The 13,909-nt window shown below is 55.0% G+C and carries 12 protein-coding genes and 3 tRNA genes; 2 read left to right on the top strand and 13 right to left on the bottom strand.

Annotation, left to right across the window (positions count from 1 at the left end; all coding sequences use genetic code 11):
* Positions 1-53: 53 nt before the first annotated feature.
* The 9 genes from hflC to nnr form a co-directional block, all read right to left on the bottom strand.
* Entirely contained in the window at positions 54-1,058 is a 1,005-nt protein-coding gene (gene hflC / locus EQV24_RS15870) for a protease modulator HflC (RefSeq protein ID WP_013095290.1), read from the bottom strand.
* 2 nt (positions 1,059-1,060) lie between these two features.
* The gene (gene hflK / locus EQV24_RS15865) at positions 1,061-2,320 is read right to left on the bottom strand and encodes an FtsH protease activity modulator HflK (protein WP_013095289.1); all 1,260 of its coding nucleotides are present in this window, start codon (positions 2,318-2,320) and stop codon (positions 1,061-1,063) included.
* Between the two features lie 56 nt (positions 2,321-2,376).
* Positions 2,377-3,657 (bottom strand): ribosome rescue GTPase HflX, encoded by a 1,281-nt coding sequence (gene hflX, locus EQV24_RS15860; protein WP_013095288.1) that lies wholly within the window; start codon positions 3,655-3,657, stop codon positions 2,377-2,379.
* Between the two features lie 74 nt (positions 3,658-3,731).
* Positions 3,732-4,043: an RNA chaperone Hfq gene (gene hfq / locus EQV24_RS15855; RefSeq protein ID WP_013095287.1), complete on the bottom strand. Its 312-nt coding sequence runs from the start codon at positions 4,041-4,043 to the stop codon at positions 3,732-3,734.
* An 85-nt stretch (positions 4,044-4,128) separates the two neighbouring features.
* Positions 4,129-5,079: a tRNA (adenosine(37)-N6)-dimethylallyltransferase MiaA gene (miaA, locus tag EQV24_RS15850; RefSeq protein ID WP_020688973.1), complete on the bottom strand. Its 951-nt coding sequence runs from the start codon at positions 5,077-5,079 to the stop codon at positions 4,129-4,131.
* Positions 5,072-6,916, bottom strand: a complete 1,845-nt coding sequence (gene mutL, locus EQV24_RS15845) for a DNA mismatch repair endonuclease MutL (protein ID WP_130626797.1) — start codon at positions 6,914-6,916, stop codon at positions 5,072-5,074. Before mutL ends, miaA begins: the two co-directional genes overlap by 8 nt.
* Before the next feature lie 9 nt (positions 6,917-6,925).
* Complete coding sequence (gene amiB, locus EQV24_RS15840) at positions 6,926-8,257, bottom strand: N-acetylmuramoyl-L-alanine amidase AmiB (RefSeq protein ID WP_020688975.1); 1,332 nt, start codon at positions 8,255-8,257, stop codon at positions 6,926-6,928.
* 16 nt (positions 8,258-8,273) lie between these two features.
* Entirely contained in the window at positions 8,274-8,735 is a 462-nt protein-coding gene (gene tsaE / locus EQV24_RS15835) for a tRNA (adenosine(37)-N6)-threonylcarbamoyltransferase complex ATPase subunit type 1 TsaE (RefSeq protein ID WP_013095283.1), read from the bottom strand.
* Entirely contained in the window at positions 8,728-10,251 is a 1,524-nt protein-coding gene (nnr, locus tag EQV24_RS15830; protein ID WP_130626796.1) for a bifunctional ADP-dependent NAD(P)H-hydrate dehydratase/NAD(P)H-hydrate epimerase, read from the bottom strand. Before nnr ends, tsaE begins: the two co-directional genes overlap by 8 nt.
* Here nnr and queG point away from each other — a divergent pair.
* Positions 10,250-11,389 carry a tRNA epoxyqueuosine(34) reductase QueG gene (queG, locus tag EQV24_RS15825; RefSeq protein WP_013095281.1) on the top strand — a complete coding sequence of 380 codons (1,140 nt, stop codon included), beginning with the start codon at positions 10,250-10,252 and terminating at the stop codon, positions 11,387-11,389. The two genes, nnr and queG, sit on opposite strands and share 2 nt — an antisense overlap.
* Before the next feature lie 270 nt (positions 11,390-11,659).
* Here the strand turns inward: queG and EQV24_RS15820 are convergent.
* The 4 genes from EQV24_RS15820 to orn form a co-directional block, all read right to left on the bottom strand.
* A tRNA-Gly gene (locus tag EQV24_RS15820) sits at positions 11,660-11,735 on the bottom strand.
* 45 nt (positions 11,736-11,780) lie between these two features.
* Positions 11,781-11,856: transfer RNA gene (locus EQV24_RS15815), tRNA-Gly, on the bottom strand.
* Between the two features lie 45 nt (positions 11,857-11,901).
* Positions 11,902-11,977 (bottom strand) — tRNA-Gly (locus EQV24_RS15810).
* A gap of 196 nt (positions 11,978-12,173) precedes the next feature.
* Positions 12,174-12,719 (bottom strand): oligoribonuclease, encoded by a 546-nt coding sequence (gene orn, locus EQV24_RS15805; protein ID WP_013095280.1) that lies wholly within the window; start codon positions 12,717-12,719, stop codon positions 12,174-12,176.
* A 107-nt stretch (positions 12,720-12,826) separates the two neighbouring features.
* Here orn and rsgA point away from each other — a divergent pair, with 107 nt between their 5' ends.
* A complete protein-coding gene (gene rsgA, locus EQV24_RS15800; protein WP_013095279.1) occupies positions 12,827-13,879 on the top strand; it encodes a small ribosomal subunit biogenesis GTPase RsgA in 1,053 nt (350 codons plus the stop codon).
* Positions 13,880-13,909 lie beyond the last annotated feature (30 nt).

Raw genomic sequence — 13,909 nt, 5'->3', positions numbered from 1 at the left:
AAAACCACCGCTCCGTTAAGAGCGGTGGTTTGAATACTCAAACGAGACTGAGTTTATCGCGTTGCGTTAGTCGGCGTCTTCATATAACGGAAGAAATCGCTGTCCGGGCTGAGCACCATCACATCCTGGTTGCTCTGGAAGCTATTCTCGTAAGCACGCAGGCTACGGATAAAGGCGTAGAAGTCTGGATCCTGGCTAAACGCATCGGCGAACAGTTTCGCGGCTTCCGCATCACCTTCACCACGCAGGATACGGCCCTGACGCTCAGATTCCGCCAGCGTCTTGGTCACTTCGTAATCCGCGGCCGCACGCAGTTTTTCCGCTTCTTCCTGACCCTGTGAACGGTGACGACGGGCTACCGCTTCACGCTCGGCGCGCATACGGTTGTAGATCGCCTCAGACACTTCCGCCGGCAGGTTGATCTGCTTAATACGCACATCCACCACTTCGATACCCAGCGCAGCCATACTGTTCGGGTTGATTACAGGCACTTTACCATTGGTTTCAGCCTGAACACGTTCCGCCGCTTTAGCAATTGCATCGTCCGCTGCTGGCGTTTCAACTTCGTCTTCCGTACCCGCGGTGCCGGAGTTCAGCGCATCGCGCACTTCCAGCGTCAGACGACCACGAGAGTCGGTCACGATGTCTTTCACATCCAGACGACCAATCTCAGAACGCAGACGGTCAGAGAATTTACGTTTCAACAGCACTTCCGCCTGAGAAACATCACCGCCGCCCGTTGCCAGGAAGTAACGGCTGAAATCACTGATACGCCACTTGATATAAGAGTCAACGATCAGGTCTTTCTTCTCTTTAGTCACGAAACGGTCGGCCTGGTTATCCATGGTCTGGATACGCGCATCAAGCGTCTTCACTGACTGGATAAAAGGAACCTTGAAGTGCAGACCCGGCTCATAAATCACCGGACGCTTGTCACTGTCACGGACGACGCTGCTGAACTGGAACTTAATCCCGCGCTCGCCCTCTTTCACCACAAAGATAGAGGTATAAAGTACGACCAGTACGATGACAATAATCGCAATAACTGACTTACGCATCCTTATTCCCCCTGACGCTGGTAGTCGTTACGCTGCGCGTTAGCACGGCGTTGGTCCATAATGTCACCATCGTTCGAAGAAGGCGTGGTTGTTGCGCTGGAGCTACCGGACGATGCAGGTGGCAGACGCAGCAGGTTATTCGCACCGCTGTTGTCTTTTGCTGCCGGTGCAGAACCGCCTTTCAGCATCTGATCCAGCGGCAGTACCATCAGGTTTCCACCTTTGCTGTCGTTAACCAGCACTTTACGTGTATGGCTCAGCACTTTTTCCATGGTTTCGATATAGAGACGCTCGCGGGTAATTTCCGGAGCCGCTTTATATTCCGGCAGGATTTTCGCGAAACGTGCCACTTCACCCTGCGCTTCCAGGATGGTCTGGGTCTTATACGCGCGTGCTTCTTCAAGAATACGCTGCGCCTGACCGTTAGCACGTGGCTGAACTTCGTTGGCGTACGCTTCCGCTTCACGGATGTACTGCTGTTCGTTCTCACGCGCGGCAATCGCGTCATCAAACGCGGCTTTCACCTCTTCCGGCGGACGAGCAGCCTGGAAGTTGACGTCCAGCAGGGTGATACCCATGTTGTACGGACGAATGGTCTCTTCCAGCTCACGCTGGGTATCGCTACGAATAACGGTACGACCTTCAGTCAGAATGCGGTCCATGGTGTATTTACCGATCACGCCACGCAAGGCGCTGTCGGTCGCCTGACGCAGGCTGTCATCGGCACTGGTCACGCTAAACAGATAACGTTCTGGGTCCGTAACACGATATTGCACGTTCATCTCAACGCGCACTACGTTCTCATCAGAGGTCAGCATCACGCCGGAGGCGGCCAGCTCACGCACCGACTCCACGTTCACAGCAGTGACGTCGTCAATGAAGGTCGGTTTCCAGTTCAGGCCCGGCTCAACCAGATGGCTGAACTTACCAAAACGGGTAACCACGCCGCGCTCGGCTTCTTTAATGGTGTAGAACCCGCTGGCAGCCCAGATGATGACCACGGCAGCGGCCACAATGCCCACGATGCGACCACCCATTTGCGGGCGCGGGCCCTGGGTAGAATTGCCACCCGAGCCAGACCCTTTTCCTCCACCAAGCCCACCAAGCTTCTTGCTTAGCTTGCGGAAGATATCATCCAGATCCGGCGGCCCCTGATCGCGACCACCTTTATTGCCATTTCCCCCAGAGTTGCCGCCTTGATTATTGCTGCTTCCCCACGGGTCGCGGTCCTGTCCGTTATTACCGGGCTGATTCCACGCCATGTATATGCTCCATATTTGTTATGCAAGGGCGAATTATTCAGGCATCCCCTTTCCGATCAGACGATATAGTCGACCAGCGCAGGTTCTTGTTTACAGAGGCGACGCCAGTCAACGATCGGCATACGCACCTGCATCCCCACGCTGCCGTCATCCTCCATCCACTCTTTTTCTATCGCCTGAAGCTGATAAAACCGGCTGCGCAGCCTGCCTTCCTGTGGTGGCAGTCGCAGCGTGTGCTGGGCTACCTCACCGGAAAGACGTTCTGTCAAAGCCTGGAAAAGCAGTGGCACGCCAATACCGGTCTGGGCGGAAAGCCAGACCCGAATTGGTTTGTTCTCTTCATCACGATCGATACGCGGCTCAAAATCATCCAGCATGTCGATCTTGTTCATCACCAACAGCGTTGGGATCTCATGGGCCTCGATCTCTTCGAGCACCACATTCACCGCGTCGATGTTTTCCTGCACGCGGACATCTGCAGCATCAATCACGTGCAGCAGCAGGGTCGCCTGACGCGTCTCCTGCAGGGTGGCTTTAAACGCGGCCACCAGATCATGCGGCAGGTGGCGGATAAACCCTACGGTATCCGCCAGCACGGTTTCACCCACATCCGCCACGTCGATACGACGCAACGTCGGGTCCAGGGTCGCAAACAGCTGGTCTGCGGCATAGACCTGGGCCTCGGTAATCTGGTTAAACAGGGTGGATTTACCGGCGTTGGTATATCCCACCAGCGACACCGTCGGGATGTCGGCTTTCGTACGCGCCCGACGTCCCTGCTCACGCTGTTTCTCGACTCTTTCCAGACGAGAGAGGATCTGAGTAATACGGCCGCGCAGCAAACGGCGGTCGGTTTCGAGCTGGGTTTCACCCGGACCGCGCAAACCAATCCCGCCTTTTTGTCGTTCAAGGTGGGTCCAGCCACGTACAAGACGCGTGGCCAGATGGCGCAGCTGCGCCAGCTCAACCTGCAGCTTACCCTCGTGGGTACGTGCACGCTGAGCAAAAATATCTAAAATCAACCCCGTGCGATCGATAACACGGCATTCGCAAAGCGCTTCCAGGTTACGCTCCTGAGCCGGAGACAGCGCATGATCAAACAACACGACTGACGCACCGGTTGCTTTTACGGCATCCGCAATTTCTACTGCTTTACCTTCACCAACAAAATACTTTGGGTGCGGCGCTTTACGGCTACCGGTAATCACCTGCATTGCTTCGACACCGGCGGAAGAGACCAGAGATTCAAACTCCTGGAGGTCTTCCATATCTTTGTCTTGCGAAAAATAGATGTGTACCAGCACCGCCTGCTCACCGGCATCATAACGGTCAAACAAGCGTAAAACCCTCTAAAAATATCAGCGGGGAACGCAGGATCCCTGGCTCCCCGTGTGGATAACAGTGCGAAACCTTATTCGGTCTCGTCGCTGTCCTGCGCAGGAGCAGAAGAACCCTGCGCGTTGCTGCCATGATGGTAGTTACTACCAGTGCCGCCGCCAGCGTTATTGCTGTGATGAGATACCGGACGGGACGGAACAACAGTAGAAATAGCGTGCTTGTAGACCATCTGGCTGACCGTGTTTTTCAACAGGATCACGAACTGATCGAAAGACTCAATCTGACCTTGCAGCTTAATACCATTCACCAAATAAATAGAAACTGGAACACGTTCCCGACGCAATGCGTTCAGGAACGGATCTTGTAAAGATTGCCCCTTAGCCATTCTATCTTTTCCTTATATGCTTGTTTTGTACTTAGAACCTTGCGATTCTGAAAAATTGCGCACGATACGTCTCAATTGTACACATTCAGTGAGCGATATCACCAATAACCTCAATCACTTCGTTTAGCGCCTGTTGCGGTTTTTCGCTGTCTAACCAGTGAACCCCTTCCCAACCGCGCAACCAGGTGATCTGGCGCTTCGCTAACTGTCTCGTGGCGCAAACACCTCTATAAACCATTTCATCATATGAAATCTCGCCTTCAAGATATGACCACATCTGGCGGTATCCCACACAACGAACGGAAGGCATGTCCGTATGCAAATCTCCACGGGCAAATAACGCCCGCACTTCTGCTTCAAAATCTGAAGCCAACATCTGATGAAAACGCTGCTCAATTCGTTGATGGAGCAGTTCACGGCTCGCCGGGGCGATAGCGAACTGATGCACCTGATACGGCAGAGCGTCTCCTGACGTTTGCGTCAGTTCCGTTAAAGTTTTACCCGAAATGAAAAAAACTTCCAGTGCCCGGGAAAGCCTTTGCGGATCATTTGGATGGATCCTTGCTGCGGCAACCGGGTCAATCTCTGCCAGTTGCTGATGCAAAACGTCCCATCCCTGCTCTGCCGCCTGCTGTTCAATTTTTGCTCTTATTTCAGGGTCCGCCGATGGCAGAGGAGAGAGCCCCTCCAGCAACGCCTTGAAATAGAGCATAGTGCCGCCAACCAACAGCGGTATACGTCCCGCCGCCGTTATCTCGGCCATCTCGGCTAAGGCATCGCGGCGAAAATCCGCTGCGGAGTAGGCCTGCGCCGGGTCGAGAATGTCCAGCAAACGATGCGGAGCCGCGCGCAGTTCGGCTGCGTCGGGCTTCGCCGTGCCGATGTCCATTCCTCGGTAGATGAGGGCAGAATCGACACTAATCAACTCTACGGGCAAAACTTTACGTAGCTCAATGGCTAACGCCGTTTTGCCGGAGGCCGTAGGGCCCATCAAAAAAATCGCCTTAGGCAGGCTCGCCTTACTGACATCAATCATCTTTAAGGGCAGTCATCGCCGTTTGTAAATCAACAGGTTGTAATAATCCACCCGGCGGTGCTTTCACCAGATGCGGGCAAAGGCGTTCCACCTCTGCCAGCACGCTAATCGCCTGCGCCATACTCCACGGTGTATGTTCGCTGACCAAATGGCGGGCGATCCACTGCGCGGTGTTGGCGGCATCAAACGTTGTTTGTTGCGCCAGGTAGCCTATCAGTTCAGGAATCAAGTTTTGTAAATTTTGTTGGCGTAAGGGTAAAGGCACTGCGCGAATTGTCACATGCTGTGATTCCAGTACCATTTCAATCCCCATCTGCGCCAGTTGGGCCTCTGCGCGCTGCAGTACCCTTGTTTCTTCAGTGGATATTTTTAGTCGAACCGGGATCAAAAGCGGTTGCGCACAAGCCGCGTTTTCTCCTGGAGTCAGTTGCACCTGTTTTAGCCAGCGTTCAGCAACCGGCAGGGCCAGGAGCATGAGCTTGCCCTCGCGTTCGAGTAACGCCATATCCGGCGCAATAATCGTCAGCACCCGGCCAAAGCTCTGACTATGCCCTTCCAGCGAAGGCGCTTGTACCTCACTGTGCTCTTTACGCGTGACTGCGGGGGTTTCCAGCAGTTTACGGTACAACGCCCCCTGCTGCTTTTGATAGCCGGGCTGAGCGTTGGGATAGTTCGCGCCGGTGGGTCGCGGCGCGCTTCCTGCCGACGAGAAACGTGGCGCTTCCGGTTCACGCGCGACAGCGGGCTCGGCAAAATGGTTACGCCCCGCCGCAACACGGTTTTCCGGTATTGGACGCGGAGCGGGCTCTTCTTTTTCCAGCGGCAGCGTGGGTTCAACCTGCTGCTGCAAAACGCTCAGCACGCCCTGATAGATGAAATCGTGCACCAGCCGCGACTGATGGAACCGAACTTCATGCTTGGCAGGATGGACGTTAACATCAACCTGATGCGGGTCGATTTCCAGATAAAGCACAAACGCAGGCTGCTGATCCGCGCCGAGCTTATCTTCACAGGCCTGACGAATGGCGTGGTTGATCAGACGGTCGCGCATCATGCGGCCGTTAACGTAGCAATACTGGATCTCCGCGAAGGCGGCGCTGCTGGCGTTCGGGTCGGCAACCCAACCGCGTAAGGCCAAATCACCGTGCTGCCATTCAATGGCCAGCGCCTGTTCCAGAAACGGCGTACCGCAGATTGCCCCCAGACGACGCTCTTTCTGCCCGCCCTCCGCTACCGCGCGGTACTGACGCATCACCTTGCCGTTGTGGCTGAGGTTGATGGTGACATCGAAACGCGCCAGCGCGATACGGCGGATAATCTCATCGATATGACCGAATTCGGTCTTCTCGGTGCGCATAAACTTACGGCGGGCGGGAGTGTTGTAGAAAAGATCCAATACTTCGAGCGTCGTGCCAACAGGATGCGCCGCAGGTTTAATCGTGACGTCCATATCGCGCCCTTCGGCATAGGCCTGCCAGGCTTCTTGCTGTTCGGCCGTACGGGAGGTTAGCGTTAAACGGGAAACCGAGCTGATACTGGCCAGCGCCTCGCCGCGAAACCCGAGGCTGATGATCGCTTCCAGGTCGTCCAGAGAGGCGATTTTACTGGTCGCGTGACGCGCCAGCGCCAGCGCCAGCTCCTCTTTTTTGATACCGCACCCGTTGTCCCGAATGCGAATCAGCTTTGCACCACCACGTTCGATATCAATATCGATGCGGGTGGCTCCCGCATCAAGACTGTTTTCGACCAGCTCCTTCACCACCGACGCAGGGCGCTCCACCACCTCACCGGCGGCGATTTGGTTCGCAAGCTGCGGCGGTAGAACCTGAATCGGCATGAATTCTCCTTAGTTGGTCGCGGTCATCTCACCCGGCAGCACGGCGCTGGCCGTCTGGGCTGCACCGCCCTGCGGCGCAGACTGCAGCGGATGAGCCTCAAAGTATTTACGCAGACCGTTATAAATCGCTTCGGCAATTTGCTGCTGATAGCTGTCGCTGCCCAGCAAACGCTCTTCGCTGTTATTACTGATAAAGCCCGTTTCCACGAGGATCGATGGAATGTCCGGCGAACGCAGAACCCCAAGGCTCGCATGCTCCGGACGGCGTTTATGCAATGCCCCGATGCCTTGCAGCTGATTCAGTACGTTGGTGGCGACATCATACCCGACGCGCTGAGAATGACCGAACTGTAAATCGAGCACCGCCTGGCTGAGATACGGGTCAGACTGGCTGTTAGCCAGCACATCGCCCGCCCCACCCAAAAGTTCGGACTGCTTCTCATGCTCTTCAAGCCAGTTAGCCATTTCACTGTTCGCCCGACGGTTTGACAGCACCCACACCGATGCCCCCGTGGCGTTACGGTTTGGTGCGGCATCCGCATGAATGGAGACCAGGAAGTTAGCATTTTGCTTACGCGCCACGTCTGAGCGTCCCATCACGGAGATAAAGTAATCGCCGTCACGGGTCAATACGCCTTTAAACATCGGGTCATCGTTCAACAGCGTCCGTAGCTTACGGGCAATGGCGATGGTCACGTTTTTCTCGCGCGTACCACCTGGACCAATTGCACCCGGATCCTGCCCGCCATGACCGGCATCAATGGCGATAATCACTTTATCACCGCTGACCACCCGACGCGCGCTGGCCGCCGGGCGCGTCACGGTATTACTGCTGGTGACGCCGGTGATGCGATCGTTGTCGGTTTTAAACGGATTACGCGCAGGTTCAGACGGGCGCGGGGTGTAAACCGGCTCTTCCACCCGTTTCGCCACAACCGGCGGCGGTGGCGGAGGCGCATCGGCATTGATGGTAAAGACCACCGTATAATTCGCGCCGTTTTGCTGCTTCACCGCCCGCGTTTTACCCTTTTCGGTCAGATCGACCACCAGGCGCAATGACTGACTGTCTTTTGGCGTGCCGGAACGAATACTTTTGACCAGGTTGTTACCGCTGAACTGCAAGGGCAACCCCTGGATCACACCCGTCTGTTTGATATCCAGCGCCACGCTTCGGCTGTCTGGTTGAGAAAAAGCATATTCAGGGTCGCCCATAAAACTGAACGTGATCCGGGCCTGACTCTCCCCGTTCGACACCTGAATATCCGAGAGGCTTGCCGCACCAGCCTGCGCGCACAGCAGCACCGTGGCAGCCAATAACCAACCTTTAACGCGATTTATCATCCCGTCATCCCTACGCTCAACCGGCTAAACGCGCCAGTAAGGAACTGCCTGATGAGGAAACAGCACTGATGCGCGCCTCACGCCCTTGTGCCTGGTAATCTAAATGAATTTCGACATCCGGGTCAGGCAACACACCCGCACCTTGTTGCGGCCACTCCACCAGGCAGATGGCATCATTGGCAAAATAATCACGGATCCCCATAAATTCCAGCTCCTCAGGATCCGCAAGTCGGTATAAATCGAAGTGATACACCATGAGATTTTCAAGAGTGTACGGTTCTACCAGCGTGTAGGTTGGGCTTTTCACATTCCCGTTATGGCCTAACGCCTGCAGAAAACCCCGGCTGAAGGTGGTTTTACCCGCACCTAAATCACCATAAAGATAAATGACAGTCGCCCCCTGACAGGCCTGCGCCACGCGCTTGCCGAGTTCTAAAGTGGCTTGTTCATCAGGTAAAGGAATCGCTCGATTAGTCATTTTCTACGTCAATCACATCCGGGTTAACAACACGCCGCAGCGTGCAAAAAAGATCGGTGGCCAGCATACCGCGTGTGCCACACCGTGCAGCCAGGCTGTCAGCCGCCGCACCATGAGCCACGCAGCCGGCACAGGCTGCATCATAAAGGGGAAGTTTCTGCCCGAGCAATGCGCCGATGATACCTGAAAGCACATCGCCCATTCCGCCACTCGCCATGCCCGCATTTCCGGCATCAATAATGCCCAGTGCCTCATCGCTTGCGATGACGGTTCCCGCCCCTTTGAGAACGGCAACACCTCCGTAACGTTTTACCAGACGGCGAGCAGAAAGTAAGCGATCGCTTTCAATTTCTGCCACGCTGCAGTTAAGCAGCCGCGCGGCTTCGCCGGGGTGTGGCGTCAGGATGCGATTGTGACGCTTATCCGGGTTGATTGCCAGAAGGTTCAGCGCGTCGGCATCCCAGAGCATCGGTTTACGAAAATTCTCGACCTTTTGCAGCGCCTGCTTACCCCAGGCCTGTTGCCCGAGTCCCGGGCCAATCACCACCACATCCGCCCACTCAAGACTCTCTTCAAGGGTCTGCGGCGTAAGCTCATGCACCATCAGCTCTGGTCGGGCCGTAATAATGGGCGGGATATTTTCACTGCGCGTCAGCACCCGGACCAGCCCCGCGCCGCTACGCAACGCAGCTTCCCCCGTCATCCGGATAGCGCCGGCCGTGCCGTGATCGCCGCCAATGATGACCAGCCTGCCGTGGTCGCCCTTGTGCGACGTTGGCCGACGCGGCGGCAGCCAGTGGCTAAGTTGAGTAGCATCAAAGCGGGAAAGGTGTGTCTCCTGCCCGGCAAGCCAGCTCTCCAGCCCCAGGGCGTTATGGTGCAACGAGCCCACCACATCCCTCGCTTTCCCGGTGAGTAACCCGGGCTTCAGGGCAATAAACGTGACGGTATGCGCGGCCTGGATCACCGCTCCTGGCGTCGCACCGGTTTCCGCCAACAGACCAGAGGGAATATCCAGTGCCACCACCGGCGCGGTATGGGCATTGGCGCGCGCAATCAGAGCGGCTACGTTATCACGGGGCGCACTACGTAACCCGGTGCCCAGCAGACCATCAACAATCAGATCAACATCCTCTGGCCAGACGATATCGGATGCATGAATCACTCCGCCTGCATTCAGCCAGGCTTCCCGCGCGGCGCTGGCTTCTTCCGGCAGCGGCTTATCGCTCTCCAGCGCCAGTAACGTAACGCGGAGACCTGCCGCGACCGCCAGCCGGGCGACAACGTAACCATCGCCGCCGTTATTGCCGTGTCCGCATAAAATGAGCCAGTGGCCGGATTGCGGATACGCACTGCGGGCAATGTTGAATGCCGCCTCGCCCGCCCGTTGCATGAGCTCATAAAGGGTAATGCCAAGACTGTCTGCAGCCTCTTTTTCGGCGCGTCTGAGGTCATCCGCATGCCAGATGGAATGTGGTATACTTGCGGGGTTTTTCTTCACAGTATGGTCCGTCATGTCACAGCCCCTCGATCTCAATCAGTTAGCGCAAAAAATAAAACAGTGGGGTGCTGAACTGGGCTTCCAGAAGGTGGGGATCACCGACACCGATCTCTCCGCCAGCGAGCCAAAACTGCAGGCCTGGCTGGATAAACAATACCACGGCGAAATGGAGTGGATGGCACGTCACGGCATGATGCGGGCCCGTCCACACGAGCTGTTGCCGGGTACGTTACGCGTTATCAGCGTACGCATGAATTATCTTCCCGCCAACGCGGCTTTTGCGCGTACGTTAAAAAATCCCTCTCTCGGTTACGTTAGCCGGTATGCCCTGGGGCGTGATTACCATAAGCTTCTGCGTAACCGACTAAAAAAACTCGGCGAAACTATTCAGCAGCACTGTGTTTCGCTGAATTTTAGACCGTTTGTCGACTCCGCGCCTGTTCTTGAGCGCCCTATCGCTGAAAAAGCCGGGCTTGGCTGGACTGGTAAGCACTCACTTATTCTGAGCCGCGACGCCGGATCGTTCTTTTTCCTTGGTGAACTGCTGATTGATTTACCACTGCCGGTAGACGGCCCGGTAGAAGAAGGTTGTGGGCGCTGCGTGGCCTGTATGACTATCTGCCCGACGGGCGCTATCGTTGAGCCCTATACGGTGGATGCCCGACGCTGCATCTCTTACCTCACCATCGAACTGGAAGGGGCGATCCCTGAAGAATTCCGACCACTTATTGGCAATCGCATCTACGGCTGCGACGACTGCCAGTTAATTTGCCCGTGGAACCGTTATTCGCAGCTCACAGACGAAGAGGATTTTAGCCCGCGTAAGGCGCTGCATGCGCCACAGCTCATTGAACTGTTCGCCTGGAGTGAAGCCTGGTTCCTGAAAGTGACGGAAGGTTCGGCCATTCGCCGTATTGGCCATCTGCGCTGGCTGCGTAATGTCGCCGTTGCGCTGGGGAATGCCCCGTGGGATGAAGCGAATATCCGGGCGCTTGAGAGCCGTAGAGGTGAGCACCCACTTCTCGATGAACACATAGAGTGGGCGATTGCGCAGCAAATCGAGAAGCGAAATGCCTGCGTGGTTGAGGTGCAACCACCGCAAAAACAACGCCTGGTGAGGGTGATAGAAAAAGGGCTTCCGCGGGATGCGTGAACTATTCACAGCCTGTGAATAAAATTACAAACTCAAGCAGCATCAGGGCTGGAGATGAGGTCAAGTGATCTCAATAACATTTTTAAATCAAATTTTCTCAAGCATATACAGCAAGTTACAGAGATACTATTCACCCTGCTAACTTTTCACACGGTTTCGGTCATACCCAAAATCTGTGGATAACTCTGTTTACAAGAGTATTTCGGAAGTAATAGAAAACGTCCCCAACGCATTTTATCGCTGTGGATATTTTTGATATCAAGAAGAATTTGGAGCGGGAAACGAGACTCGAACTCGCGACCCCGACCTTGGCAAGGTCGTGCTCTACCAACTGAGCTATTCCCGCTTGGGTGTTCTGAAGCTGTGCGTATCTTGCGATACTTTCAAATTTTGGAGCGGGAAACGAGACTCGAACTCGCGACCCCGACCTTGGCAAGGTCGTGCTCTACCAACTGAGCTATTCCCGCTTGGGTGTTCTGGTGCTGGCGTATCTTGCGATACTTTTCAAATTTTGGAGCGGGAAACGAGACTCGAACTCGCGACCCCGACCTTGGCAAGGTCGTGCTCTACCAACTGAGCTATTCCCGCAAATTTGTACTGCTTTTGTTGCTGTCGTAACGCGTATTTCTCTGTCGTTACGGGAGGCGCATTATACGAGAAATCCTTTTAGCTGCAACCCCCCTCAACGCGATTTTTTCGAAAATCAGTTCAAATGCTTATTTAATCGGCAAGCTGAACAATTTAACGACAAAAACCCGGCCACGCAAGGCGCCAGGTCTCAAAATCACAGCTTAATAAAGTTTTCGCGATAGTACGCCAGCTCCGCAACGGACTCACGGATATCGTCCATCGCCTGATGCGTACCCTGCTTTTTAAAGCCATCGAGGATTTCGGGTTTCCAGCGGCGCGCCAGCTCTTTAAGGGTGCTCACGTCCAGATAACGGTAGTGGAAGTAAGACTCCAGCTCCGGCATGTACTTAAACAGGAAACGACGATCCTGGCCAATGCTATTACCGCAGATAGGGGATTTGCCCGCCGGGACCCACTGTTTCAGAAACTCAAGCGTCGCCAGCTCCGCCTCGCGGTCGCCCATCGTGCTCGCTTTCACCCGTTCAACCAGCCCGCTGCCGGTGTGGGTACGCACGTTCCACTCATCCATCAACGCCAGCTGATCGTCGGACTGGTGCACCGCAATGGTTGGCCCTTCCGCCAGAATATTCAGGTTTGCATCGGTAACCAGCGTGGCAATCTCAATAATGCGATCGCGCTCGGGATCCAGCCCGGTCATTTCAAGATCGATCCAAATCAGGTTGTTTTCATCCGCGCTCATGTTATTTTCCACCCTTCTCGCATAACCGGCTGTAGCAGGTTAACTAGTATTAATTAGAGTGTATCATAGAGGTTTTGCCCCTTACGGGCGACCAGGAGCCAGCGCGATTGAGTAAAAATAAACTCTCCAAAGGGCAGCAGCGCCGCGTGAATGCCAATCACCAGCGCCGTCTTAAAACCACTTCGGAGAAGGTCGATTACGACGACAACCTGTTTGGTGAACCGACGGAAGGCGTCGTCATCAGCCGTTTCGGTATGCATGCCGACGTGGAATCCGCCGACGGTGAGATCCACCGTTGCAATATTCGACGGACTATCCGTTCGCTGGTCACCGGCGATCGCGTTGTCTGGCGTCCAGGTAAAGAGGCGGCGGAAGGCGTAACGGTCAAAGGTATCGTTGAAGCGGTTCACGAGCGCACGTCGGTACTTACCCGTCCCGATTTCTACGACGGGGTAAAACCCATTGCCGCCAATATCAACCAGATCGTCATCGTCTCGGCGATTTTGCCCGAGCTGTCGCTCAATATTATCGACCGCTACCTTGTTGCCTGCGAAACGTTACAGGTTGAGCCAATCATTGTTCTGAACAAGATCGATCTGCTGGATGATGAAGGTATGGACTTCGTGAATGAGCAGATGGATATCTACCGCAAGATCGGTTATCGCGTGCTGATGGTCTCCAGCTACACCAAAGATGGCCTGAAACCCTTAGAAGAAGCGCTGACCGGGCGCATCAGTATCTTTGCGGGTCAGTCCGGCGTGGGGAAATCCAGCCTGCTGAATAATCTTCTCGGTCTCCAGCAAGAAATTCTGACTAACGATGTCTCTGATGTCTCGGGCCTGGGCCAGCACACCACTACCGCTTCTCGTCTCTACCACTTCCCGCATGGCGGCGATGTGATTGACTCTCCGGGCGTGCGCGAATTCGGTTTGTGGCACCTTGAGCCGGAACAAATCTTCAACGGATTTGTCGAATTCCATGATTATTTAGGGGCTTGCAAATACCGGGACTGTAAACATGATAACGACCCGGGCTGTGCCATCCGCGAAGCGGTCGAGAAAGGTGAGATTGCGGAGACCCGCTTTGATAACTACCACCGCATTCTTGAGAGCATGGATCAGGTAAAAACGCGTAAAAACTTTTCTGATTCTGATAACTGACAACTAAGCTAAGCATCGCTAAAATCGTCC

The sequence above is a fragment of the Enterobacter sp. A8 genome, from assembly GCF_004296595.1.
GTDB classification, from domain to species: Bacteria; Pseudomonadota; Gammaproteobacteria; order Enterobacterales; family Enterobacteriaceae; genus Enterobacter; species Enterobacter cloacae.
This window is presented reverse-complemented; position numbering and strand designations above follow the sequence as displayed.